This window comes from Microbacterium sp., from assembly GCF_052102115.1.
Taxonomy (GTDB): domain Bacteria; phylum Actinomycetota; class Actinomycetes; order Actinomycetales; family Microbacteriaceae; genus Microbacterium.
On the sequence record NZ_JBQDVP010000013.1, the window covers coordinates 18751 to 42614 of the forward strand.

The window sequence follows — 23864 nt, forward strand, 5'->3', positions numbered from 1 at the left end:
CTGGAGTCTGCGGCAGTCATCGGGCGTGGATCAGCGCAGGACGGGAGGCATCGGCATCCCATTCCCAGACAGCGCTGAAGTCCCAGTCGATCGCCTCGTACGTGCTCTGCTGTGCTGCGGCATCAGCGGAGATGGTCTCGCCGTTGCGTGTCTGGCGACCCTCGTCGGTGACCGTCTGGCCGGTGAGGATGATCGAGTCCACTGCGAAGTTGTCCTCGAATGTCGCCCGCTCGGAGCCGAGTTCGCGTGCCGCAACGCGTCCGGCATGCGACGATGCGGTGATCGCACTGTTGAGGGCGACCGACTGCTTCACGGTGGTCGTGGCGTAGGAGTAGCCCACGACACCTCCGGCATTCTGATCGGCCACGGACTCGATCGCCCCGGTGGCATACACCCGTTGCGTCGTGCTGCCGCGTCCGGCGATGCCCGCGATGCCGCCCGATTGACGCCCCGCGTTCACGGTGACGTCGGCTTGGGAGTATGAATCGCTGATCGTGCCGTAGAGATAGCCAACGATGCCACCGACCGTGGCAGCGCCCGTGATCGAACCGCTGGTGCGCACTTCGACCACCTCGCCGCTCTCAGAAAGGCGATCCACCAGCAGACCGACGTTGGACGCCGCAGATGTCACGTCGGCTTCTACGAGCGCGAGCCGCCGAACAGTGCCGGTTACCTCCCCGAACAGCCCGCCCGTCTCCGAACGGTATCCGGTGATCGAGTATCCGTCGCCGTCGAACACACCTGTGAACAGGGATGCGACGCGTACGTCAGCACCCGCTACGTCGATGTCCGAGACCAGCCGGTAGCTCTCCGCCGGGTACGCACCGATCTCAGCGAAGTCCGACGGCTCGTCGACGAGGAACTCCCCTTCTGGGCCGATGGGCAGGTTCGGCGCCGCGGGCGACTCGTCGTCGGGGCTCTCCTGATCGCCCTCGTCACGCCCGCGCGCCTCGCCGACGCCGCTGAGGAGCGGGCGCGTCTCCGCATTGCTCCACTGCCAGGTGTCGGTATCGAAGCCCAGCGTGTCGCGATAGAAGCCGAAGCCGTCCAGCTGCTCGGTCGTCGCCGTCGCACCGTGCAGATTCGTCGTCGATGGTGCCGACGCGTCCGCGGGCACTGTCGCCGTCGTCGCGGCCGATGCCCAGTTGTTCTCGAGCGTGGCGGTGTTGCCGCTCAGCACGCGCCCGAGGAAGCGGTGCGCCCACGACGGCGCGGTCACCGTCGGTGCCAGTGAGACGCTGTTACGGATCACCGTGCCGGTGTAGCCGTACCCGAAGGCGCCTCCCACGTTGCGCAAGTCAGCGGCGGCGGCCCCTGTCGTGTACACGTGCTCACTGACGGATCCGGCGAGCGCCACTCCTACGGCCCCTCCCACCTCGGTCGCGTCTCCGTGCACATTCGCGGTCGTGTATGCGTTGCGCAGCTCGCCGCTGGAATCGCCCAGGATGCCGCCGACCCGACTCGGAGCTGTGATCTCTCCTGTCGTGTAGACCCGTTCGACCACGCCGGTGCTGACGTTCGCGAGGATGCCCGCTCGTGGCACGGTGCTGCTCACCTGGGCATCCTCGATGCCGAGATCATGGATGTGTCCGCCGTTGAGGTTGAACAGTCCGCCCGACTCCGAGTGCATTCCGCTGATCGTGTGACCGGCACCGGCGAGTTCGCCGGAAAAGGGCACCAGAGCGCCGAGCGGACTGAACGTCGAACCGGCGAGCGAGATGTCCGTGGTGAGAGTGAAGCGCTCGGTGGGGAACTCATCGATCAGACGCAGCTCCTCCGCTGTGGCGATCTCGAAGAAACCTTCTTCGTTCGTCGGCAGCTCGGGTGCGGGCTTGACGTACTCCTCCGGGTTCGAGCGCAGCACGGGTCGTTCGGCATCCGGGTTCCACATCCAGGTGTCGTCAAGATTCCAGCCGAGGGTACCTGTGAAGTGCTCGGGCGTCGTAGCGACGGATGCTGGAACACGAGCGCCCTTCAGATTGTCCGCGGCCGGAGCTTCGCTCAGAGACTCGGCCGAGACGAACGTCTCCTCGGAAGCGTGGTTGTTCTCCAGCGTCGCGGCCTGGCCTGAAATCACGCGGCCGAGGACGGCGTGCGCGTAGCTCGGTGCTGTGACAGCGACGTTCAGTGACATCGCGTTGCGAATAGTGGTCTCGTTGTAGCCGTAGCCGACGACGCCGCCGGTGTTGCGGGTGTCGGCGCCGACGCCGCCCGACGCGTAGACGTTCTCGGTGAGCGATCCCCCGAGAGCCACACCGATCAGGCCGCCGGCCTCGGTGCCGGAGACCCGTACCTGCGCCGTCGAGTAGCTGTCGCGGATCGTGCCGGTCGAGTCTCCTACGAGACCGCCGGCCCGCGAGGGCGCAGAGAGCGAACCGCTGGTCCAACTGCGCTCGATCGTGCCGTTGTTGACGTCGGCGAGGATGCCAGCGGTGCCGACGAGTGCGGTGATGTCGGCATCGACGACGGCAAGGTCGTGAATCGTCCCGTCATTCGTCTGGAACAGGCCGGATCCGCTGGACGGCTCCGCTGCGAAGCCGCTGATGGTGTGTCCACGGCCATCGAAGACTCCGGCGAACGGGGTCGCCCCCGCACCGATCTGCACGCGCTCCGTCTCGTCGAGGACGAGGTCGTTCATGAGCGCGTAGTGCGCCTGCGGCTCTTGGCTGATCTTCTCGATGTCCGCCCACGTATGCAGTTCGTACGGAGTGTCCGCCGTGCCTTCACCGGGCATTCCCTCACGGACGAGAATCCCCGGTGCGAGCTGCCGTCCGGTGCCCAGTCCATCCCATGCGTACAGGCGGATCGTGCTGTCCGAGCGCACCGGCAGCGGAGAATCGAAGGCGACAAGCTGCTCGATGCCGCGGTGATCGAGCTCGACGGTCGCGGTCCTGACGTCCAGGAGTTGCTCACCGCTGAGGTCGTACGCGGCGGCGACGAGCGTCGCCCCTTCGGGTGCTCCAGCTGTGCTGAGCACGCCGACCTCGCGGAGTTCGCCGTCTTCGACAGCGTGCGACGTGACGCGGAACATGCTCTCGGGCTTGTCCACGGCGAACTCGTCGACCAGCTCGCCGTCGATCGTGTAAACGCGTGCCTGCAGTTCGCCGTCTGCGGCCTCGAGCACGAGTCCGGTCTGCGTGTCGACGTCGTACACGGTGTCATCCCACCACTGCACCTGGTTGTCGTAGAACTTCGGTCCGCTCGAGCCCATCGTGACGAAGGTCGTGCCGAGATCCCGCTGCGTGTCGTCGGTGACGATCGCCCCATCGAGGATCGTGCTGCGCTTGTAGACGTGATCGTGCCCGCCGATGTGCAGATCCACCCCGAGCTGCTGCAGTGTCTGAGTGATCGTGGCACGCGAGATCGACATCCCGGCGTCGCTGCTGTGCCGTCCGCCGTAGTAGGGGAAGTGCCCCATGACGACGTTCCACTCCGCGTCGCTTGCACGGACATCGTCTTCGAGCCACGCCAACTGCGCATCAAGATCGTAGTTCGAGTTCAGGACCGAGAAGTGGATGCTGCCGCGGTCGAAGGAGTAATTGCTCTCGCCAACCGCGCTGCCGTTCTTCGGCAGATTGAACATCGAGGTGAAGATGCGGCTTCGCTCCGGTGAGAGCGCCGTGTTCACCTCGTGGTCGCCGTACGTCTCGTGGTTGCCGACCATCGTCGCGAACTGCAGATCCAGGTCGCGCAGGGAGTATTCGAACGTGTCGGTCCACTCCGCCGAGTTGCCGCCGTTGTCGACGAGATCTCCGACCTGAATGACCGTGTCGCCGCCGCCACGCTGCTCGCGCAGCTGTTCGAGCATCTGCGCAGGGAGTTCGAAATCGGCCTGCTCACCGCTGTTGACCTGGACATCGCCCAGCACATAGACCGGAGCATCCTCAGCACCGCCAGCGACGAACTCGCCCCGGATATCGGTCCATGGCCCGTTTTCGCCGACGCCGAAACGGTACTCGTAGCGAGTGCCCTGCTCGAGACCTGTCAGGTCGAACTCGTGGCTGCGCAGTGCGTGCGCCGTGATGCTGTCGAGGTAGGTGTCTGCTTCGGTGGCGACCGAATCCACCTCGAAGACGTGATCGTTCGACGACGCGATCGTCTCCGATCCCAGGTCGAAGAAGGACCCGACCGGCGTGATCTTCGCCCACGTCTTCTCGACGTTGATGTCCGTGGCGACGCTCAGTCCGGCATCTCCGGGTTCGGCACCGACGGTGGCGACCGCACCGAGGTGTCGGAACACCTCCTCGGGGTCGAGGCTGTCATCGCGGACCTGGATGCGGTGCACCTCGGCTGAGGTGCTGCCGTCGGCGTCGGTAGCCTTGATCACGATGAAGTGATCGTCGTAGCCCTCGATCGTGAAAGCGTCGCCGTCGACATCAACGCGGTGCTCGGAGTTGTACACCTCCACCGTGGTCGTCGGGGTCTTGCCGCTGTCATCGATCGCGGTGAAGCGCGGGAGGTCGATGCGGGCACCGGCTGCGGCGAATTCGGGCGCCCCCGGCTCGACGGTGATCTCCGGTGCGTAGTTCGCACCGCGCACCGTCTCGCCGATCCAGATCGGCGCGGAGACCAGCTGGGCGCCGTCTGCCTGCTTCGCCTTCACGAAGTAGTAGTCGCCGTCAGCGACGTCAAGCGAGGCGGAGAGGTCCTGAACGTTGCCGTCGAGCGCTCCGAAATCGTGGGCAATCTCACCCTTGTTTGTGACGATCTGGATGCTGGTGAAAGAGTCCGAAGCATCCGGATCGGCGGCCTGGACGACGACATCGAGCGCATCGGTGTCTGCCGACAGGACAGAACCCATCATCTGATCGTTCGCGGCGAACGCCAGAATGGCGTTCTCGTCGAGCGTGGAGTACATGCTGCGCTCGCGCATGGCCCTGTGCACGGCATCCAATGACTTCTCATCAGCCCACACACCCGTCAGCGCAGGGTTGGAAGTCACCCAGTTGGCGCTGTGCTCGTCGCCGTTGAAGACGGGTGCGAGGTGCCAGCCGCTGTCGAGAGCAAGCTGCCACTGCCCGTCGTACGACGCACCTTTGTGCTCGAAGAGCGACATGCGCTCGTCCGCTTGGCGGGTGAGGTTGTTGAAGCCGTCGAAGTTGCCCTTGCCCGTGGGAGAGGGGTGATTGAACTGGCCGATGACGTCGGGATCCAGGGCGAGGCGAGCGTAGAAGGTCGGGAGGTCGTACATGAAGTCGCCGACGGGGAAGGCTCCCCCGAGATTGTCTCCCGAGCCTCGGACGTAGCCCGGGGCGGTAACGAACCACTCCGCGTTGAAGAGGTTGATGTGGCCGGTCGCGTCGTACCAGGTGACTTCTTCGCCCGGTACTGCGACGAGGTCGCTGTCACCGGATTCGTTGTGCCGCACGGCTCCGCTTTTGAGATGGTTCCACTCGTCGGAGTGCGCGTGCTCGTGGTTCTCGGTCCAGTCATCCGCCGAACGGACATCCATCGTGACGTCGTGCTCGCTCGCCGAGAAGAAATCGACGTCCGTGTTCTCCGCGACGTACGCGTAGGCATCCTCCGGCAACTCGACACCGTCGCTGATCGATGTGTGCGAGTGGAACTCGCCGGTGTAGTGCGTCTTGTTCAGAAACGTGGGGTGCACGTCGGTGCCGTCGATCGCCGGGGCTGCCGCCTGTGCTCCCGCCGCGGGCAGCAGCGCGGCGACGACGCCGAGTGCGACGGCTGCCGCGATGCCGGGCCGTGAACTCCTAAAGAGGCGACGGGTCGGGATGGACGGAGAGGAAGAGGTGGGAGCACGCACTCGCTCGAAGTTAGGGTCGAGGGCGAAACGGCCGCCGTCGCCCAAGCGAACGGGAGGTGAACTCAGTCCTCGAGTGCCGCGCAGATGTCCGAGAACGAGCCGGCGTGCGTGTTGTTCCACCCCGTTGTCACGGGGACTCCGGACACGACGCCTCTGGGGCATCACATCGCTCGGCGCGCGCTGCGGGTTGAAATCGCCCGAGACGATATCCATCAGCGATGCCGTGGTGTTGCCGAAGTTGGCGAGGACCGCTCCGGCGTCGCGCAGGCCGCTCTCCTCGTCGAGCACGAACGGCTGACGGAAGTAGATGTCGAGGACGGTGTTCTCGGCGCCGACCTCGGCCATCACCTGCTGCACGGTGTCCAGGCCAGGGGTGACCTCCCACGACTCGGACTGCGACATACCCGTGAAGTCGATCATGCTGGACTCCCACGGCAGTGAGCCACCGAAGCGCAGACCATCGTCCGTGCATTCTTCCGCCCCTGCCGCGACACAGGCGTCGGCAGCGCCGAACGGGCTCTCGCCATCGAGTCCGTCGATCCCCTCGATCACGCTCGGGTTGGTGTGGTCGGGGTTCATCCCGCCCTCCGGATCATTGCTGACGTAGCTGTCCGTGTTCGCATTGCTCGCGGTCATCGAGATGAGCGCGACATCGGCGTCGGCGGCGGTGCGCTTCTCATCCGCGTCGTTGCCGTCGATGACCTCGTATCCGGCGGCCTTGACCTCTGCCGCGTCGACATTGCCGAGCACATAGACCGTCTCGCCGCCCGAGAGAGGGAGGAGCGAATCGTCGTTCTGCAGGAGCACGGTCGATTTCCGCTGCAGGTCAAGTGCAGTCGCGAGGTGATCCTCGCTGCCGACGGTGTCCGTGGCGGCCTCGGGGTCGACGTACGGGTTCTCGAACAGGCCCATCTGGAACATCGGAGTCAACAGGCGCTCTGCGGCGAGCGTCACGCGCTCCTCACTGACGAGCTCGGCATCGACCAGGTCGGTGATCGTCGCGACGTCGTGGAAGCCGGACAGCGTGTCGGTGCCGCCGTTGACGGCCGCGGCGACGCGCTCCGGCACCGTGGCATCCTCCAGCACCCAGGCCCGGTCGTTGATGATGCCGGTATCGGAGTTCACGTACCCCTGGAAGCCCATCTGGTCGCGCAGCAGACCGTTGACGATCTGGTCGGAGAAGGCCATGCCGACCTCGTCGTAGTCCACCCCCTCGTGGGTGACGTCGACGGGCACGCCGTAGTACGGCATGATCGACGAGACACCCGCCTCGATCGCGGCTTCGAACGGCTTCAGGTGATAGCCGAACGCGTCGCCCGGGTACACCTGCGCCTTGCCGAACGAGTAGTGCGGGTCCAGGCCCAGCTCCTGCGGACCGCCGCCCGGGAAATGCTTCATCGTCAGCGCGACGTCGCTCTCGGGGCTCAGCGAGACGCCGTCCTCATCGACGTCGCCCTGCAGCGATTCGACGAGCTCGCCCATGATGTTGGCGCCGAGATCGGCGTCTTCGGTGAAGGTCTCGTGCGTGCGGTACCAGCGGGGCTCGGTGGAGAGGTCGGCCATGTAGCCGTACATGCCGCGCAGGCCGATCGAGGACCATTCCGCGCCCATGACCTCGGCGAACTCCTCGACGACCGACATATCGCCGTCGGTGGCCTCGCCGTCTTCCAATGCCTGCTCGCCCAGGGCTGCGGCGGCGATGCCGGCTTCCTTCGGGAAGGGCGAGAACGCGCCGGCCGACTCGTTGATGCCCGCTCGCGCCTGCGGGTCGATGTGGTTGCGGGCGTTGGATTTGTACACCACCGGGATGCCGAGGCGAGTCGCCTCGCTCTTCTCCTGGACGGTGTTCATGAACTCTCCGGCCTCTGCCGGTGTGACCGTGATGCTCGTGGAGAAGCCGTCCTCACTGGGAGCGCACTCCGCTCGTTCACCGGCGTCGACGACGTTGCGGAAGATGAAACGGTGCATCTGCTGCTCACCGATGTAGTCATCCGCGAGTTCGGGCACCGTGCCGAACTCGCCGCTTTCGACGTCGCACTCCGCGTTGAGCGTGTCGATGAGCATGAGACCGGCCTTCTCATCGAGCGTCATCTGCCCGACGAGGTCTGCCACGCGCTCGTCGACGGGTTAGCGCCAGTCTTCGTATGCGTCGAGCTCACCGTTCGCGTTGAGGTCCTTGAAGGACTGGCCGTCGAGCTCGATGATGTCCTTCACTCGAGATTCGAGCACTGGAGGTTCGGCGTCCTCCGCCGAGGCGGCGGTGCAGCCGACCGCGACCAGGGCGACAGGTATGGCGATGGCGAGCGACGTCAGGCCCCGACGTCGGATTCCATGGGGATGGACACGCATGACGGGGTTCTCCTTCGAACAGGGGGCTACGGATCTGAGTCCGAGTGCCCCCTAGCTTCATAGGAGCGTTCATGCGCGGCAAACGATTGCCGGATGTTGCAGCGCGTTCAGTTGGTGGCGGGGCCGCCATCCCAATTGTCCGAACGACGCGTCGCACCGCTGCGGTCTGCGCGCATGATCCACGCCATCGACAGGCAGACCACCGCGAGTCCGCCGCAGAAGACGAGCGCCTCCAGGCCGGCGACCTCGAACGAGATGCCCATCATCCAGATCCCGCCGACGAACATGATCAAGAAGAAGATGAAGCTGAGAATCACGGGTGCCTCCTGTTGTGAATGCTCACTCCAGGATAGCCCGCCCGCCGTGGTCACGAGTTGCCACGGCCACGTCGTGGGGCGGCCACGCCTGCTCCCGTCGATTTCGCCTCGTGGACAAATAGCGCAAGTTGCACTCTGTTGCTGAGTCCGAGCTTGGTCAGGGCGGCCGAGACGTGCGTTTTGACTGTGGGAACAGCGATATAGAGATGGTCGGCAATCTCTGCGTTTGTCATGCCTGAGCCGACGTCATCAGCGACATCTCTTTCCCGCTCATTGAGCACGGCAAGCCAATCGCGCGCTTCTGCCGCTCGCGCCGCAGTTTCACCCGTAAAGGTTCTCTCTATGAGCGCCTTCAATACCGAGGATGACAATACTGGTTCGCCATCGGCGATCCGTCGGATGGAATCAACAATCTGCTCCGGTGGTGTGTCTTTGAGGAGAAACCCAGCCGCTCCGGCTCTCAGCGCCCGGTGGACATGAGCATCGGCATCAAAAGTCGTGAGCACAACGACCTCAGGTGGTCGCGGTGCAGCACGAATCATCTCGGTGGCGCTCAGCCCATCAAAGTGCGGCATTCGGATATCCATCAGCACCAGATCAACGTCAGTATGGGCCAAAGCGCTCAGCGCTTCTTGCCCGTCGGCTGCCTCTGCGACGACTTCGATGTCCGGCGCTTCACGGAGCATCATGACCAGCCCGGTACGGACGAGCGCGTCGTCATCGACGATTAGTACACGGACGGGAGTCATGATGCCCAAGGTATCCACACCTTCAGTTTCCATCCGCCGCGATCTGTGACGGTCCCGTACTGAATCTGACCATGCAGATGCCTCACGCGTTCGCTCAGTCCGAGGAGGCCATGCCCCTGAGCCGGAGTCATCGACCGTCCGGTGCCAAGGAGAGCCCCCCTGTCGTTTCGGACGGTCACACAGATGCCGTCTTCGTGTTTTCCCTCCACGACGACCTCAATGTCAGATCCGGGAACGTGTTTGCGTGCGTTCGTCAGCCCTTCCTGAATAATCCGGTATACGGTGCGTTGCTGAATTCCAGGAGGCTCTCCGTCGATGCGTAGCCTCATCGTCACGCTGTCCCCGGCCTCGCGTGCCTGGTCGATGAGTTCTTCCAGATCCTTGAACGAAGGCTGAGGCGCATGCAGCGACGGGGCACGTAGCACCCCGATGACATCGCGCAGGTCTTGTAGTGCCTGGTGGGCGTTGACGCGGATGGTTCCGACTGCCTGATGAACTTCGGCCGGACTGGGGTTGGTACGGTACTCCAACGCTCCAGCATGGACGCTCAGTAGCGAGAGCCTGTGGCCGAGAACATCGTGAATTTCCCGAGCGATCTCGTCACGGTTCTCGCGCCGAGCCTGCTCGGTGCGAAGTTCGACCTGCGCCTCAGCCTGTTCCGCTCGCTCGCGCAGCGCCTCAAGAAGTTCGCGGCGCTGACGTAGCGCAACTCCCCATCCGGCCGCGGCTGCATGAACGGCGCAACCGATGGCGAAGATCATCCATCGTTCTTCGGAGCCCTCGACCCGCCAGCTCACTGAGATCAACGCTGAAAGTAAGCTCAATGCAAACACCGCTGCCCCGGACCGGAACCCGAGATATAGGGCCACATAGAACAGGCCGACAACCATTGCTCCCGAAGAGGTTTCAGAAAATGCTGAAGCGCCAGTGAGAGCGATACCGAGTTGCAACGGCCAACGACGACACCACCATAAACTCAAGCAGGCGAGAGCCCCAATAATTTGATCGAGTGTGAATAAAGTTGCTCCAGGTGACATCACCGGATCCGTGACGACGAGCCCGGAGATGACGACGCCGTATGTTGCCGCGCACAAGAATAAAACCACATCGAGCAGCCATTCCCTGCGACTTCGCGGCTCCACGGCCCTCACCTTCTTGGTTGACGTCGTGCACGTCAAGGGTACTCAGCGGTACGGACCGACTCCCGATGCGGTGCAGTTTCCGATACTAAAGTTCCCGTCACCGCGGCTTTGGCATGCTCGATCTTAAACAGGAAGACCGCAAAGTCACGGTGCTCGCGACCGCAGTCTGATCCGGAAGACATGAGAGCGTTCATAGCCTGAAAACATGAAGAAAACGCTCGGAGCAGTCGGATTCATCGTCACCGTCATGGGCATCAGCGGAACGATCGATCACCTGTGGCGTCAACCTCTCATGGGATGGGTGCTGAACTTCTTCAACCGCGAGATCTTCACCAAAGTGGAATGGATCTCGAACTATGCGTTGTTCGCGAACCTCATCGTTGTGGTCCTCGGCGCAGTGATCCTCATCATTGCTGAACGAATCTCGACCGAAGAATGAGCTCACTGCATATCAATCATGCGCGGCAGGGACGGATGATCGAGCTTCACGGAGCAATGATCGCGTACGAATGAGCTCGCCGACGAGCAGAGGCCCCAGGTAGAACACGGCGAACACGGTGCCGAACGCGACCCAGACCAACAACGCGACTCCCGGTTCTACGATTGCGGCGGCGCGGTGGGCGACCCAGATCAGGGCAACTGCGAGACTCACCAGGGCGCAGAGGATCGCGACGATACGGTGCCGGGTCAACGCTGCCGAAGCGAAGATCGCGGCCATCGGCGGAAGGAACATACCCAACTCGTGATCGCGTAGAGCGAAGACGACATAGGATGCGGTCGCGATGATCGCGGCGGTGATCGGGAACCGGCCGAGCAGAGCGAGCTCCAGGCATCCGACGACCACGACAACGAATGTGAACACGTCGATGGGGTGCGTCTGCCCCCATCCGCTGACTGGTGAGAACGGTGCACCGGTCACAGCACCGATGGTTGCCCCGAGCTCGATGATCAGAACAACGGCCGCAACCACGGCCCAGACAAGAGTGCGACGTTTCATCTCCACACCACCGCGATAACGACTTCAGCGAGGGCAAGCCCTCCGGCACCGACGAACAGCGGGCGCACAGATGCGGCGCGTGCTCCTCGTCTGCGTTGCACGATCACCGCTGCGATAAGGACACCGAGCGTCACCACTGCGATGCCGAGTTTCAGGATCATCTTGACCTCATCAACTTCGAGCCCTTGAAGACGGTTGGCGGCGATGAGGGCGTTTCCCGTGATGACCTGAACAATCGCGCCGGTGAGCATGAGTCGCAGGCGCAGGGCTTGACGACTGCGCACCTGGAGAAGAAACGGACCGATCAGGGCCGCGAGTCCAACGAAATGTGCGATCAGCAGCGCGAGGCGTGCAATTTCTAAGGGTGGCATGGTCCTCCGGAAATAGGGCGACTCTAGGGGTGGGTGAGTATTTACTCACCCCTAGAATGTCAGTATGCCCACACCAGCGTCAACCCCCGATCCCAGCGGCGATTCCGCGCCGGCCCGCGATCGCATCTTGGATGCTGCGGCCACGATCATGCGCCGTGACGGGCTGGCGCGAGCCACAACCAAGGTGATCGCACGGGAAGCCAGATGCTCAGAAGCGTTGCTCTATAAGCACTTCCCGGACAAGCGCGATATCTTCTTGCGCGTGCTGACCGAACGGTCGCCGCGCCTCGACCTTGCGGCCGACTTGCCCGGCACCGAAACTGTTGTCGCTAATCTGGAGCGACTGGTCACGAATCTGCTGGAATTCTATGAACAGGGCTTCCCGATCGCTGCGTCGATCTTCAGCAGTGCCGAGTTATTGGCTGGCCACCGAGAGGCGATGACGAAACGCGGCGTCGGGCCACAGGGACCATCACGCATCGTCGCGCGTTATCTCGACCAGGAGATCCTGCTCGAGCGGCTGGGCGCTCTCGATACTGACGCCATCGCGCGCTTGCTGACGGGCGCAGCGCTTCATGAAGCGTTTCTGGCCAGCTACGCCGGGGAGGCGATAGACAACCCCATGGCCCTCGCTCACCGGCTTGTCGCCGCCCTGAATATCACCGATGCTTCAGAGCAGAACTCTTAGAAACGCGAGGTCCTTCCACATGATGTGAAGACCAACGAACCCGTGGCCGGCATGGCGGAACGCGCGGCGCGCGGTGCCGAGGACCTCGAATCCCTCGGAGCGGAGCAGCGTTCGGCCCACACCGCGACCGCGGGACTCAACTCCGACCATACTGATGATCTGGAAGATCTCAGGCCCATCGATATCTTGCGCGTCACGGATTACACGGAAAACGGCGTGGACTCGATCTCTGAGATGAGGCTTCGCGTACGTACGTAAGTCTCAGAAGTCCCAGTCCTCGTCCTCGGTAGCCTCGGCCTTGCCGATCACGTACGACGATCCCGACCCCGAGAAGAAGTCGTGGTTCTCGTCGGCGTTCGGTGAGAGGGCCGAGAGGATCGCCGGGTTCACGTTCGTGACGTCGGAGGGGAACATCGCCTCGTAGCCGAGGTTCATCAGCGCCTTGTTGGCGTTGTAGTGCAGGAACTTCTTGACGTCTTCGGTGAGACCGACGCCATCGTAGAGGTCCTGCGTGTACTGCACCTCGTTCTCGTAGAGCTCGAAGAGCAGATTGAAGGTGTAGTCCTTCAGCTCGTCACGACGCTCCTGGGTCTCCTTCTCGAGACCCTTCTGGTACTTGTACCCGATGTAGTACCCGTGCACGGCCTCATCGCGGATGATCAGGCGGATGAGGTCGGCCGTGTTCGTCAGCTTCGCCTTGGACGACCAGTAGATCGGCAGGTAGAAACCCGAGTAGAACAGGAACGACTCCAGCAGGGTCGATGCGACCTTGCGCTTGAGCGGGTCATCACCCTGGTAGTAGTCCATGATGATCTGCGCCTTCTTCTGAAGGTTCTCGTTCTCGCGAGACCACCGGAACGCCTCGTCGATCTCCTTCGTCGACGCGAGGGTCGAGAAGATCGAAGAATAGCTCTTCGCGTGCACCGACTCCATGAACGCGATGTTGGTGTACACCGCCTCCTCGTGAGGGGTGATCGCGTCGGGGATGAGCGATACCGCGCCGACCGTGCCCTGGATGGTGTCCAGCAGCGTCAAACCGGTGAAGACGCGCATCGTCATCAGCTGCTCTTCGGGCGTCAGCGTGTTCCACGACTGCACGTCGTTCGACAGCGGCACCTTCTCGGGCAGCCAGAAGTTGTTCACCAGACGGTTCCAGACCTCGAGGTCCTTGTCGTCCTGGATACGGTTCCAGTTGATCGCCTGCACGTGATCGACCAACTTGAGCGATTCGGGGGTCATCATTCTTCCTGCCTAAAGTCCCTGATCAGAAAACAATTACAACATGCACGAGACGCACTCGGACATGTCAGTCCCCTCGAGTGCCATCTGACGCAGACGGATGTAGTAGATCGTCTTGATGCCCTTGCGCCATGCGTAGATCTGTGCCCGGTTGATATCGCGGGTCGTGGCGGTGTCGTTGAAGAACAGCGTCAGCGAAAGCCCCTGGTCGACGTGCTGGGTCGCGGCGGCGTACGTGTCGATGACCTTCTCGTAGCCGATCTCGTATGCGTCCTGGTAGTACTCCAGGTTGTCGTTCGTCATGAACGGCGCCGGGTAGTAGACGCGACCGAGCTTGCCCTCCTTGCGGATCTCGACCTTCGACGCGATCGGGTGGATCGACGACGTCGAGTTGTTGATGTACGAGATCGAGCCGGTCGGCGGGACGGCCTGCAGGTTCTGGTTGTAGATGCCGTGCTTCTGGATGCTGTCCTTCAGCTCGGTCCAGTCGGCCTGCGTGGGGATGCGGTGCCCGGCGAAGAGCTCCTTGACCTTCTCGGTCTCAGGCTCCCACGCCTGGTCGATGTACTTGTCGAAGAACTCCCCCGACGCATACGTCGAGTCTTCGAACCCGTCGAAGGAGACACCGCGCTCGATGGAGAGCCTGTTCGACGCGCGCAGCGCGTGGTACAGCACCGTGTAGAAGTAGATGTTCGTGAAGTCGATTCCCTCTTCCGAGCCGTAGTGCACGTGCTCGCGCGCCAGATAACCGTGCAGGTTCATCTGCCCGAGACCGATCGCGTGGGAGCGGTCGTTGCCGTCTTCGATCGAACGCACCGACGAGATGTGGCTCTGGTTGCTCACCGCGGTCAGGCCGCGGATCGCGGTCTCGACCGTGGCACCGAGGTCTGCCCCATCCATCGCGAGGGCGATGTTCATCGAGCCGAGGTTGCAGGAGATGTCCTTGCCGATCGTGTCGTACGAGAGGTCTTCGTTGTACGTCGTCGGCGTGTTCACCTGCAGGATCTCGCTGCACAGGTTCGACATGTTGATGCGGCCCTTGATCGGGTTCGCCTTGTTCACCGTGTCTTCGAACATGATGTACGGGTAGCCCGACTCGAACTGGATCTCGGCGACTGTCTGGAAGAACTCGCGTGCGTTGATCTTGGTCTTCTTGATGCGCGGGTCATCGACCATCTCGCGGTACTTCTCGGTGACGGAGATGTCACCGAACGGCACGCCGTAGACCTTCTCGACGTCGTACGGCGAGAACAGGTACATGTCTTCGCCGTTCTTGGCGAGCTCGAACGTGATGTCCGGGACGACGACGCCGAGCGACAGCGTCTTGATGCGGATCTTCTCGTCGGCGTTCTCGCGCTTGGTGTCGAGGAAGCGCATGATGTCGGGGTGGTGCGCGTTGAGGTACACCGCACCGGCTCCCTGGCGAGCGCCGAGCTGGTTGGCGTAGCTGAAGCTGTCTTCGAGCAGCTTCATGACGGGGATGATGCCGCTGGACTGGTTCTCGATCTGCTTGATCGGCGCCCCCGACTCGCGGATGTTCGACAGCAGCAGCGCCACACCGCCGCCGCGCTTCGACAGCTGCAGCGACGAGTTGATGCCGCGCGAGATCGACTCCATGTTGTCTTCGATGCGCAGCAGGAAGCAGCTGACGAGCTCGCCGCGCTGCGCCTTGCCCGCGTTGAGGAACGTGGGGGTCGCCGGCTGGAAGCGGCCGGAGATGATCTCTTCAACGAGGTCGATGGCGACCTGCTCGTCGCCGTCGGCGAGGCCGAGCGCCGTCATGACGACGCGGTCCTCGAAGCGCTCGAGGTAGCGCTTGCCGTCGAAGGTCTTCAGCGTGTAGCTCGTGTAGTACTTGAAAGCGCCGAGGAACGTCTCGAAGCGGAACTTCTTCGAGTAGGCGAGGTCGTTGAGCTTCTGGATGAACTCGAGCGAGTACTTCTGGATGAGCTCGCCCTCGTAGTACTCCTTCTCGACGAGATAGTCGAGGCGCTCCTTGAGGGAGTGGAAGAACACTGTGTTCTGGTTGACGTGCTGCAGGAAGTACTCCTGCGCGGCACGCTTGTCGGCGTCGAACTGGATTTTGCCGTTCGCGTCGTAGAGGTTCAGCATCGCATTGAGCGAGTGATAGTCGAGCCCCTCGAAAGAAGGGTTGACCTTGAACGCCACCTGATCCGTCACTGCCTGCTCTTCAACTGCGGTGTCCACCATCGTTCCAATCCGTCGCTCACGCGATCAACGTCGTCCTGTGTGCCGAACACTTCGAGCCGGTACAAGTGCGGCACGCGACACTTGCGGCTGATGATCTCACCGGCGGCTCCGAAGGATTCGCCGAAGTTGGTGTTGCCCGCGGAGATGACTCCGCGGATGGTGCGCCGATTGCGCTCATCGTTGAGGAAGCGGATCACCTGCTTGGGGACCGCTCCCTTCTCTTCGCCCCGGCCCTGGCCTCCGCCGTAGGTGGGGGTGACGAGAACGTACGGCTCATCGATGACGAGCGGCTCTTCTGCCCGGAACAGAGGGATGCGTCGAGCAGGCCGACCGAGCTTCTCGATGAATCTCGCCGTGTTGCCCGAGGTGCTGGAGAAGTAGACCAGGAGCGGCGCGGCGGTCGCGACGACGCTCATGATTTCGTCCTTATGCCAGACGGGAGGCGAGCTCGTCGATCTTGTCGGGACGGAAGCCCGACCAGTGACCCTCGTCGGTGACGACGACCGGAGCCTGCATGTAGCCGAGAGCCTTGACCTGCTCGAGTGCCGAAGCATCCTCGGAAAGGTCGTGGATCTCGTAATCGATGCCCTTCGCATCGAGCGCGCGATAGGTCGCATTGCACTGCACGCACGAAGGCTTGGTGTAGACCGTGATCGACATTTCTTTCCCCTCAGATCCAGATGTTCCGGCAGACCCCCCGCCGGGAACTCAATACTACATATGGGTACGGACATTAGGAGTGACCACAAGGGATAGTAGTTACATCCCTGTAGTTTTCCACCGTTCTCCACTGGTTACAACACAGGTTCTCCACCATTTCATCCACAGTCCGGCCACGACTTCCGAACCCTGGGAAGCGCGTGATCACGCGGTTCTCAGAAGCCGTTCAGAAATCCATCCACAGGTCGGACGCTACGCCGGGGTTCGGACATCCGATTTCCTGTGGAGAACGTGGTTCGGCGTGTCGCGGCGTGTCGCCCGCCGACGCAGCCGCAACCCCATTCGCTATCGTCGAAGTCACCGCGATCCCCACCTCACCTGACACGGAAACCATCACGACGAGCACTCCCCCCATGACCACTTCTGCAGCTCCCAGCACCGGCACCGCCCCGGCCATCGTCTGCGTCGGCGAGACGATGGCCCTCATCACGCCGACGGATGCCGCGCTCTCCAGCGCCGGCGCGGCCACGATCAGTCTCGCCGGGGCCGAGTCGAACGTCGCCGACGGCATCGCCGCCGCCGGTCACCATGCGGCATGGGTATCTCGCCTCGGCGACGACCCGCTCGGTTCCCGCATCGCATCGGAGCTGTCGCGCCGTGGCATCCAGGTCTGGGCGGAACGCGACGAGAATGCACAGACCGGCGTCATGTTCAAGGACCCTGGGGCCGAGGGGTCGTCGGTCTTCTACTACCGGCGCGGATCCGCCGCGTCTCGCATGACGCCCGGCGTCGTGTCAGCAGATCGCCTCACCGGCGTCCGCATCGTGCACACCACCGGCATCACCCCCGCGCTCTCCCCCACCTGCCGCGCCATGGTCGACCGGTTGTTCGACGACGCACGTGCCGCTGGCGCACTCGTCTCGTTCGACGTGAACGACCGCCGCCCGCTCTGGTCGATGGCAGATGCCGCGGCGACGCTGGCGCGACTCGCGAACGCCGCCGACATCGTCTTCGTCGGGCGGGATGAGGCCGAACGCGTCTGGGGCACGGCGACGGCATCCGAGATCCGGGCGTTCCTGCCCGGGTGTGCGCTACTGGTCGTCAAGGACGGCGACGTGGGCGCGACGGCATACGACCGCGACGCAGACCCCGTGTTCGTCCCGGCCCCGACAGTCGAAGTCGTCGAGCCGGTCGGCGCGGGGGACGCCTTCGCCGCAGGATTCCTCACCGCAACCATCGAAGACCGGCCGCTCGCCGAGCGCCTCCAGACTGGGCACGACGCCGCAGCCCGAGTGCTGGCCATCGCCGCCGACATGCCACCATTGGAGTGAGCCCATGACCGCCGTCACTCTTCCCCGCCTCTCGTGGGGAGACCCCGCCTCCGAGAAGACGGCTCTGCTCGTGCACGGGCTCGGCTCGTCCGGGTCGCTGATGTGGATCCTCGCCGATGCCCTCGCCGACGCCGGCTGGCACGCCGTCGCCATCGACCTGCGCGGCCACGGCGACGCCCCGCGCAGTCTCGACTACACCGTCGCCGCCTACGCCGACGACCTCGCGGCCACGCGCCCCGAGCAGGGCGGAGCCTGGGATGCCGTGATCGGACACTCGCTGGGCGGCGCGTCCAGCACGGTGGCCGCAGCATCCGAACCCGACTGGACGAAGACGCTCATCCTCATCGACCCGGCGATCTTCGTAGACGGGCGTGACGCGTCGATCGTGCGCCGCAGCCAGGAACGAGCGTTCGGAGACAACCGGCTCGAGATCGTGCAGGAGGAGCATCCGCGCTGGCATCCGCAGGATCACGAGCTCAAGATCGACGCGGTCGCGCGGGGCAGCCGTTGGGCTGTCGAGCAGACCAGCGCGCAGAACCAGCCGTGGGACGTGCGCGCGGATGCTGCGCGCCTGACCGTCCCCACGCACATCATCGGCGGAGACCCGGAGGTCTACAGTCTGTTCACCGGCGACGTCGCCGACGAGGTGCTCGCTGCCAATGCGAACATCACGATGTCGATCATCGCCGGCGCCGGCCACTCCCCGCACCGCGACAAGCCCGAAGACACCATCCACCAGCTCTTGGAGGCACTGTCATGAGTTTCGATCCTGCCGATCATCTTCCCGACGACTTGCTCGACCGCATCCGCGAGCGCGCGCCGATCCACGACCGGGAGAACACCTTCCCCGAGCAGGATCTCGCAGAGCTCCGAGATGCCGGCTATCTGAAGATCCTCGTTCCGGCCGGGCGAGGAGGTGCGGGGCTCGGCCTCGAGCAGGCGGCGATCCTGCAGCAGCGGCTGGCGACAGCATCCCCGGCCACCGCTTTGTCGATCAACATGCACCTGGTGTGGACCGGGGTCGCGAAGGTATTCAGCGACCGCGGCGTGCCGGGCCTGGAGTTCGTGCAGGACGGCGCGGTCGAAGGCGACGTCTTCGCATTCGGCATCAGCGAGGGCGGCAACGACCTCGTGCTGTTCGGCAGCGACACGGATGCCGTTCCCCACCCGGACGGCTCGTACGGCTTCACCGGGACGAAGATCTTCACCTCACTCGCCCCGGTATGGACGAAACTGGGCCTGCACGGGCTCGACACCACCAGCGAGGACGCCCCGAAGCTCGTGTTCGCGTTCGTCGACAGAACGGATGCCGTCACCACCAGCAATGACTGGGACACCCTCGGCATGCGCGCGACGCAGAGCCGCACCACGCGCTTGGACGGCGCGGCCGCCCCGGCGTCGCAGGTCGTACGGCGCATCGATCCTGGCCCCTCACCCGACCCGATCATCTTCGGGATCTTCAGCGTCTTCGAGCTGCTGCTCGCCTCGGTGTACACCGGCATCGCCCGCCGGGCGCTCGATCTCGCGGTCCTGACCGTGCAGAAGCGGCACTCGAAGAAGACCGGCCTGGCGTACAGCCAGGACCCCGACATCCGCTGGCGCATCGCCGACATGAGCCTCGCCTACGACGCGCTGCCACCGCAGATCGCCGCGCTCGCCCGCGACGTCGACGAACAGGTCGACAACGGCGCCCGCTGGTTCACGCTGCTGTCCGGCACGAAGCACCGCGCGGTCGTGATGGCCAAGCACGTCGTCGATCAGGCGATCCTCACCGCGGGAGGCGGCTCGTACTTCTCGTCGAACGAGCTCTCGCGCCTCTACCGAGACGTACTGGCGGGCATGTTCCATCCGTCCGACCCGGAGTCGGCGCACTCCACTGCGGCGAGTGCGCTGCTCGGACCGTTGGACTGATCACTTCCGCTCGAAGTCGAAGGCCTTCAGCAGCTCGTCGACGGCCTGTTCGCGTTCGTCGCCGCCCTCTTCGAACATGTGCGTGACGTGGGTGCGCAGATGGTTCTCCAGCAGCAACCGGTTCAGAGACTCCAACGACTTCTGGATGGCGCGGGACTGCGTGATGATGTCCATGCAGTACTCCTCGTTCTCGACCATCCGCGCGACGCCGCGCAGCTGTCCTTCGAGAATGCTCGTGCGATGCAGGGCACGCTTCTTGATGTCTTCGATCACGCATCGAGGCTACCCCGGCCAGGCCGCGTGCGAGGATGACAGCATGCCGCGCACCCCGATGGCCCTGCTCTCCCCCGCCGATCAGGAACGCCTGCGCGCCCTACGGGTGATGAAGGGGATCGCGCTGGGCGCCCTCGTCTTCATGGCGATCGTGTTCGTCCTCGCGTTCTGGCTGCAGGGAAGATATCCCTGGCTCGGCTACGTCCGTGCTGCCGCCGAGGGCGGCATGGTGGGTGCCCTCGCCGACTGGTTCGCCGTGACCGCCCTGTTCCGCCGGCCTCTGGGGCTGCCGATCCCGCACACCGCGATCATCCCGAACCGCAAAGACGAGATCGGCCGCACGCTCGGCGAGTTCGTCGAGACGAACTTCCTGGCCGCCGATGTGGTGCGCACGAAGCTCGCGAGCACCCCGATCGCCCGTCGCGCCGGTGAATGGCTCCAGCAGCGACCGCACGCCGAGCGGGTCGCCGCCGAAGGGTCCGCGATCGCGACGGGTGTGCTCAATGCCCTCAGCGACGACGACGTCCGCGACCTCATCACCGATCTCGCCCGTGAGCATCTCGTCGAGCCGGAGTGGGGTCCGCCGGCGGGAGTCTGGCTGGAGAAGATCGTCGAATCCGACGCTCACCACGGCGCCGTCGATCTCGCCGCCGACAGCATCGCCACGTGGCTGGTCGCGAACGCGGATGCCTTCTCGGGGCTCGTCTCGCGGCGCCTCCCCGGCTGGGTGCCCAAGCTCGCCCACCGGTTCGTCGACGACACGGTCTATCACGAGGCGATCAAGTTCGTCGATGCGGTGCGGGCTGACCCGCAGCATCCGGCCCGGCTCGCGATCGACGGGTATCTCGCCCGCCTCGCCGATAATCTGCAGAACGATCCGGTCACCCGCCGCAAGCTCGAGAACGCGAAGGCATCGCTGTTCGACAGTCCGCGGGTGGGTGCGCTCGCCGCCGAGGCCTGGAACACCGCGAAGAACGGGCTGATCCGCTCGCTGGCCGATCCCGAGAGCAGCCTGCGCGTGCGGGCAGTGCAGGCCATCGAAGAGGTCGGCGTGCGCCTGACGACGGATGCTGCGTTGCAGAGCCGCGTCGACTCGTGGGTGTCCGAGGCAGCCGTGTTCCTCGTCGATCGCTACCGGCACGACATCGCCTCGATCATCACCGATACCGTCGAGCGATGGGATCCCGCCGAGACCACCGAGAAGATCGAGCTGATGGTGGGCCGTGACCTGCAGTACATCCGCCTGAACGGCACGATCGTCGGCGCCCTCGCCGGGCTCGCGATCTTCTCGATCGCCCACGCGGTCATTCCCGGAGTGTGAAAATGGCTCTCTCTTCAGACCCGCTGTGGCCGCGTGCCAGCGACTGGCCGGCATTCGACGGCACAGCGGATGCCGCACTGCTCGGCGTCCCCACCTGGCGCACGTCCCTCTCGCCCACCGGCGCGCATGCCACCCCGCAGGCGGTGCGCGATGCCCTGCGGCGATACAGCGCGACCCTGATGGGACCGCCCGTGATCGATCTCGACGCCGCGCTCGAGATTCGGGATGCCGGCGACATCGCCGAGCCCGACGGAGACGAAGGAGAGGCCGCGGTGATCGCCCGGGTGCGCGAGCTCGCACCGGCATTCGTGATCGCCCTCGGCGGCGACAACTCACTCACATACCCGGTCGCGCTGGGCGCTGCGGCATCCGGCCTCATCACGTTCGACGCGCACTTCGACCTGCGTGACGGCGTCTCGAACGGCACGCCGGTGCGGCGACTCGTCGAAGACGACCCCGCCGCCGCGACTTTCCCGACCGAACGAATCGATCCGACTCGGATCGTGCAGATCGGGATCGCCGACTTCGCGAACTCTGCCGCGTACGCGCAGCGCGCGGCGGACTGGGGCATCCGCGTGATCACGCTCGATGAGGTGCGGCGACGGGGAGCTGCAGATGTGGTGGTCGAGGCTCTCGAGATCGCGGGGGCTGCGGAGGGGCGCGTCCACCTCGACATCGACGTCGACGTCTGCGATCGCGCGGTCGCACCCGGGTGCCCGGCCAGCGTCCCCGGCGGCCTCGCCGCCTGGGAGTTGCGCGCCCTCACGCGCGCGGTCGCATCGGATGCCAGGGTCGTCAGCGCAGACATCGCCGAGGTGGATGCCACGGCCGACGCCGAAGACGGACGGACCGTGCGGCTGGCCGCGCTGTGCGTGCTCGAGCTGTTGGCGGGCCTGGCTCTCCGAGCCCGCTGACGATACGCCTGCTGACACGGATACGCCACCCCCTCGCGCCGTGGGCCCGCATCCTCGACCATGGATGCATCGCCGCGGAGGAGGTCATCATGGCGGAACGCATATCGCGGGCTCAGGCCCGTCGCGATCCCACGCGCATGGCGAATCAGCCCGCACTTCGCACGTCAGAGGGCACGATCTGGATCGTGGTCGCCGGTCTGTTCGCGCTCATCTGCCTGGTGCCGCTGAGTCTTCTCACCATCATCGATCCGCGTGAATCCGCCGTGGTCGCCTGGATCACGGCGATCCTCGTGATCGCCCTGTACGCGGCACTGGTGGTGAGCCGTTGGGCCGTGGCGATTCGCGAGCGCCGGCTGCGGATCATGGCGGTGCTGATGATCGCCATGGCAGCGATCGCCCTGATCGGGTTGCTGATCTGCGCGGCGATCGAATGGTCGGCGGTGCCGGCGGTCGCCTGACCTAAACGGGGACGCCGTCCTTCCAGACCGTGTGCACGAGGGGCACCCCGGGACGATAGGAGAGGTGCACGTGGCTCGGTGCATCGAGCAGCACAAGGTCGGCACGAGCGCCCTGAACGATGACCCCGATGTCGTCCCGTCGCAGGGCTCTGGCTCCGCCGGCGGTCGCCGCCCAGAGCGCCTCGGCGGGCGTCATGCCCATGTCGCGCACGGCGACGGCGATGCAGAACGGCATCGATGAGGTGAAGCTCGAGCCGGGATTGGTGTCGCACGCCAGCGCGACGATGACCCCGGCGTCCATGAGCCGGCGTGCATCCGGGTACGGCTGACGCGTGGAGAACTCGACTCCGGGGAGGAGTGTGAGCACCGTGTCGGATGCCGCGAGCGCCGCGACATCGTCGTCGGTCAGATAGGTTCCGTGGTCGACGGATGCCGCGCCGAGTTCGACCGCCATCCGCACCCCGTCGCCGGGGCCGAGCTGGCTGGCGTGCACGCGCGGTGCGAGCCCCCGCGCGATACCCGCTTCGAGCACCCGTCGGGACTGCTCGACGGTGAACGCTCCGCTCTCGCAGAACACGTCGATCCAGCGCGCGTGCGGTGCACAGGCATCCAGCATGGGACCGGTGACCAGGTCGACGTATCCGTCAGGATCGTCGGCATACTCCGCCGGCACGACGTGGGCGCCGAGGAAGGTGACCTCGTCTGTGACCTCGGCGGCCAGCCGCACCTGCCGCTGTTCCGTCTCGACGTCGAGACCGTAACCGCTCTTGATCTCGACCGTCGTCGTGCCCTGCGCGAGCATCTCGTCGACGAACCCGCGCAGCCGGGCGCGCAATTCCTCGTCTGTCGCGCCCCGGGTGGCGGCGACGGTGGAACGGATGCCGCCAGCGGCATACTTCTCCCCCGCCATGCGGGCCTCGAACTCGGCGGCACGGTCGCCACCGAAGACGAGGTGACTGTGGCTGTCCACGAACCCCGGGATGACAGCGCGACCGCCGGCATCGACCTCGGTGTATCCGGCCGGGTCGGTGGGAGCATGATCGGCCGGGCCGACCCACGCGATGCGGCCGTTCTCGATGAGGATGGCCGCGTCACGCAGAATCCCCGCATCTGTGCAGGTGCTCAGTTCACCGATGTTCGTGATCAGGGTGCGCATGGTCCTATCC

General features: G+C 64.6%; 22 protein-coding genes. 9 read left to right on the top strand and 13 right to left on the bottom strand.

All coding sequences use genetic code 11. The features are described 5' to 3' along the window. Positions 1 to 16: 16 nt before the first annotated feature. The 5 genes from ACTICP_RS06155 to ACTICP_RS06175 all read right to left on the bottom strand — a co-directional run bounded on the left by ACTICP_RS06155 (position 17) and on the right by ACTICP_RS06175 (position 10324). A complete protein-coding gene (locus ACTICP_RS06155) occupies positions 17 to 7879 on the bottom strand; it encodes a glycoside hydrolase family 3 N-terminal domain-containing protein (protein ID WP_441890552.1) in 7863 nt (2620 codons plus the stop codon). A gap of 15 nt (positions 7880 to 7894) precedes the next feature. Then, a complete protein-coding gene (locus ACTICP_RS06160) occupies positions 7895 to 8116 on the bottom strand; it encodes a hypothetical protein (RefSeq protein ID WP_441890554.1) in 222 nt (73 codons plus the stop codon). 107 nt (positions 8117 to 8223) lie between these two features. Beyond that, positions 8224 to 8433 carry a hypothetical protein gene (locus tag ACTICP_RS06165; RefSeq protein ID WP_441890556.1) on the bottom strand — a complete coding sequence of 70 codons (210 nt, stop codon included), beginning with the start codon at positions 8431 to 8433 and terminating at the stop codon, positions 8224 to 8226. Between the two features lie 50 nt (positions 8434 to 8483). Next, positions 8484 to 9182: a response regulator gene (locus ACTICP_RS06170; protein ID WP_441890558.1), complete on the bottom strand. Its 699-nt coding sequence runs from the start codon at positions 9180 to 9182 to the stop codon at positions 8484 to 8486. Beyond that, positions 9179 to 10324, bottom strand: a complete 1146-nt coding sequence (locus tag ACTICP_RS06175; protein ID WP_441890560.1) for a sensor histidine kinase — start codon at positions 10322 to 10324, stop codon at positions 9179 to 9181. Before ACTICP_RS06175 ends, ACTICP_RS06170 begins: the two co-directional genes overlap by 4 nt. A gap of 205 nt (positions 10325 to 10529) precedes the next feature. On the opposite strand from ACTICP_RS06175, the gene ACTICP_RS06180 reads away from it, so the two are divergent. After that, a complete protein-coding gene (locus tag ACTICP_RS06180) occupies positions 10530 to 10763 on the top strand; it encodes a hypothetical protein (protein ID WP_441890563.1) in 234 nt (77 codons plus the stop codon). A 12-nt stretch (positions 10764 to 10775) separates the two neighbouring features. On the opposite strand, the gene ACTICP_RS06185 is transcribed toward ACTICP_RS06180, so the two are convergent. Both ACTICP_RS06185 and ACTICP_RS06190 read right to left on the bottom strand, forming a co-directional pair. Further along, positions 10776 to 11321 carry a hypothetical protein gene (locus ACTICP_RS06185; protein ID WP_441890565.1) on the bottom strand — a complete coding sequence of 182 codons (546 nt, stop codon included), beginning with the start codon at positions 11319 to 11321 and terminating at the stop codon, positions 10776 to 10778. Beyond that, positions 11318 to 11572: a hypothetical protein gene (locus tag ACTICP_RS06190; protein WP_441890567.1), complete on the bottom strand. Its 255-nt coding sequence runs from the start codon at positions 11570 to 11572 to the stop codon at positions 11318 to 11320. The genes ACTICP_RS06185 and ACTICP_RS06190 overlap by 4 nt, the downstream gene beginning before the upstream one ends. Before the next feature lie 184 nt (positions 11573 to 11756). Between ACTICP_RS06190 and ACTICP_RS06195 the strand changes: the two genes are divergently transcribed. Together ACTICP_RS06195 and ACTICP_RS06200 are read left to right on the top strand one after the other, a co-directional pair. Then, the gene (locus ACTICP_RS06195; protein ID WP_441890569.1) at positions 11757 to 12380 is read left to right on the top strand and encodes a TetR/AcrR family transcriptional regulator; all 624 of its coding nucleotides are present in this window, start codon (positions 11757 to 11759) and stop codon (positions 12378 to 12380) included. 24 nt (positions 12381 to 12404) lie between these two features. Next, complete coding sequence (locus ACTICP_RS06200) at positions 12405 to 12638, top strand: hypothetical protein (protein WP_441890571.1); 234 nt, start codon at positions 12405 to 12407, stop codon at positions 12636 to 12638. A 3-nt stretch (positions 12639 to 12641) separates the two neighbouring features. Here the strand turns inward: ACTICP_RS06200 and nrdF are convergent, their stop codons facing one another. From nrdF to nrdH, 4 genes are read right to left on the bottom strand one after another with little or no spacing between them, the layout of a single operon-like run. Next, positions 12642 to 13619, bottom strand: a complete 978-nt coding sequence (gene nrdF / locus ACTICP_RS06205; protein ID WP_441890573.1) for a class 1b ribonucleoside-diphosphate reductase subunit beta — start codon at positions 13617 to 13619, stop codon at positions 12642 to 12644. Positions 13620 to 13655: 36 nt separating this feature from the next. After that, on the bottom strand, positions 13656 to 15830 hold the full coding sequence (gene nrdE / locus ACTICP_RS06210; RefSeq protein ID WP_441890575.1) for a class 1b ribonucleoside-diphosphate reductase subunit alpha: 2175 nt from the start codon (positions 15828 to 15830) through the stop codon (positions 13656 to 13658). Further along, a complete protein-coding gene (gene nrdI, locus ACTICP_RS06215; protein WP_441890577.1) occupies positions 15797 to 16246 on the bottom strand; it encodes a class Ib ribonucleoside-diphosphate reductase assembly flavoprotein NrdI in 450 nt (149 codons plus the stop codon). The genes nrdE and nrdI overlap by 34 nt, the downstream gene beginning before the upstream one ends. A 10-nt stretch (positions 16247 to 16256) precedes the next feature. After that, a complete protein-coding gene (gene nrdH, locus ACTICP_RS06220) occupies positions 16257 to 16490 on the bottom strand; it encodes a glutaredoxin-like protein NrdH (protein WP_441890579.1) in 234 nt (77 codons plus the stop codon). Between the two features lie 413 nt (positions 16491 to 16903). On the opposite strand from nrdH, the gene ACTICP_RS06225 reads away from it, so the two are divergent. Genes ACTICP_RS06225 through ACTICP_RS06235 form a run of 3 tightly spaced genes read left to right on the top strand, consistent with a single transcriptional unit; the run spans position 16904 to position 19732 of the window. Beyond that, positions 16904 to 17821 (top strand): sugar kinase, encoded by a 918-nt coding sequence (locus ACTICP_RS06225; protein ID WP_441890581.1) that lies wholly within the window; start codon positions 16904 to 16906, stop codon positions 17819 to 17821. A gap of 4 nt (positions 17822 to 17825) precedes the next feature. Next, entirely contained in the window at positions 17826 to 18581 is a 756-nt protein-coding gene (locus tag ACTICP_RS06230; protein WP_441890583.1) for an alpha/beta fold hydrolase, read from the top strand. After that, entirely contained in the window at positions 18578 to 19732 is a 1155-nt protein-coding gene (locus ACTICP_RS06235; protein WP_441890585.1) for an acyl-CoA dehydrogenase family protein, read from the top strand. Before ACTICP_RS06230 ends, ACTICP_RS06235 begins: the two co-directional genes overlap by 4 nt. Here the strand turns inward: ACTICP_RS06235 and ACTICP_RS06240 are convergent, their stop codons facing one another. Continuing rightward, entirely contained in the window at positions 19733 to 20005 is a 273-nt protein-coding gene (locus ACTICP_RS06240) for a metal-sensitive transcriptional regulator (protein WP_441890587.1), read from the bottom strand. 43 nt (positions 20006 to 20048) lie between these two features. Between ACTICP_RS06240 and ACTICP_RS06245 the strand changes: the two genes are divergently transcribed. From ACTICP_RS06245 to ACTICP_RS06255, 3 genes are all read left to right on the top strand, one after another. Next, positions 20049 to 21326, top strand: a complete 1278-nt coding sequence (locus tag ACTICP_RS06245) for a DUF445 domain-containing protein (RefSeq protein ID WP_441890589.1) — start codon at positions 20049 to 20051, stop codon at positions 21324 to 21326. Positions 21327 to 21328: 2 nt separating this feature from the next. After that, positions 21329 to 22240 carry an agmatinase family protein gene (locus ACTICP_RS06250; RefSeq protein WP_441890591.1) on the top strand — a complete coding sequence of 304 codons (912 nt, stop codon included), beginning with the start codon at positions 21329 to 21331 and terminating at the stop codon, positions 22238 to 22240. Between the two features lie 89 nt (positions 22241 to 22329). After that, the gene (locus ACTICP_RS06255; protein WP_441890593.1) at positions 22330 to 22698 is read left to right on the top strand and encodes a hypothetical protein; all 369 of its coding nucleotides are present in this window, start codon (positions 22330 to 22332) and stop codon (positions 22696 to 22698) included. A gap of 1 nt (position 22699) precedes the next feature. On the opposite strand, the gene hutI is transcribed toward ACTICP_RS06255, so the two are convergent. Further along, positions 22700 to 23854 carry an imidazolonepropionase gene (hutI, locus tag ACTICP_RS06260; RefSeq protein ID WP_441890595.1) on the bottom strand — a complete coding sequence of 385 codons (1155 nt, stop codon included), beginning with the start codon at positions 23852 to 23854 and terminating at the stop codon, positions 22700 to 22702. Positions 23855 to 23864: the final 10 nt, after the last annotated feature.

Bases quoted from the DNA above. Each gene is read 5' to 3' on its own strand.
- ACTICP_RS06160 (WP_441890554.1), bottom strand. From the start codon at position 8,116: ATGCGTGTCCATCCCCATGGAATCCGACGTCGGGGCCTGACGTCGCTC.
- ACTICP_RS06170 (WP_441890558.1), bottom strand. From the start codon at position 9,182: ATGACTCCCGTCCGTGTACTAATCGTCGATGACGACGCGCTCGTCCGT.
- ACTICP_RS06180 (WP_441890563.1), top strand. From the start codon at position 10,530: ATGAAGAAAACGCTCGGAGCAGTCGGATTCATCGTCACCGTCATGGGC.
- ACTICP_RS06185 (WP_441890565.1), bottom strand. From the start codon at position 11,321: ATGAAACGTCGCACTCTTGTCTGGGCCGTGGTTGCGGCCGTTGTTCTG.
- ACTICP_RS06190 (WP_441890567.1), bottom strand. From the start codon at position 11,572: ATGCTCACCGGCGCGATTGTTCAGGTCATCACGGGAAACGCCCTCATC.
- ACTICP_RS06195 (WP_441890569.1), top strand. From the start codon at position 11,757: ATGCCCACACCAGCGTCAACCCCCGATCCCAGCGGCGATTCCGCGCCG.
- nrdF (WP_441890573.1), bottom strand. From the start codon at position 13,619: ATGACCCCCGAATCGCTCAAGTTGGTCGATCACGTGCAGGCGATCAAC.
- nrdE (WP_441890575.1), bottom strand. From the start codon at position 15,830: ATGGTGGACACCGCAGTTGAAGAGCAGGCAGTGACGGATCAGGTGGCG.
- nrdI (WP_441890577.1), bottom strand. From the start codon at position 16,246: ATGAGCGTCGTCGCGACCGCCGCGCCGCTCCTGGTCTACTTCTCCAGC.
- nrdH (WP_441890579.1), bottom strand. From the start codon at position 16,490: ATGTCGATCACGGTCTACACCAAGCCTTCGTGCGTGCAGTGCAATGCG.
- ACTICP_RS06225 (WP_441890581.1), top strand. From the start codon at position 16,904: ATGACCACTTCTGCAGCTCCCAGCACCGGCACCGCCCCGGCCATCGTC.
- ACTICP_RS06230 (WP_441890583.1), top strand. From the start codon at position 17,826: ATGACCGCCGTCACTCTTCCCCGCCTCTCGTGGGGAGACCCCGCCTCC.
- ACTICP_RS06235 (WP_441890585.1), top strand. From the start codon at position 18,578: ATGAGTTTCGATCCTGCCGATCATCTTCCCGACGACTTGCTCGACCGC.
- ACTICP_RS06245 (WP_441890589.1), top strand. From the start codon at position 20,049: ATGCCGCGCACCCCGATGGCCCTGCTCTCCCCCGCCGATCAGGAACGC.
- ACTICP_RS06250 (WP_441890591.1), top strand. From the start codon at position 21,329: ATGGCTCTCTCTTCAGACCCGCTGTGGCCGCGTGCCAGCGACTGGCCG.
- ACTICP_RS06255 (WP_441890593.1), top strand. From the start codon at position 22,330: ATGGCGGAACGCATATCGCGGGCTCAGGCCCGTCGCGATCCCACGCGC.
- hutI (WP_441890595.1), bottom strand. From the start codon at position 23,854: ATGCGCACCCTGATCACGAACATCGGTGAACTGAGCACCTGCACAGAT.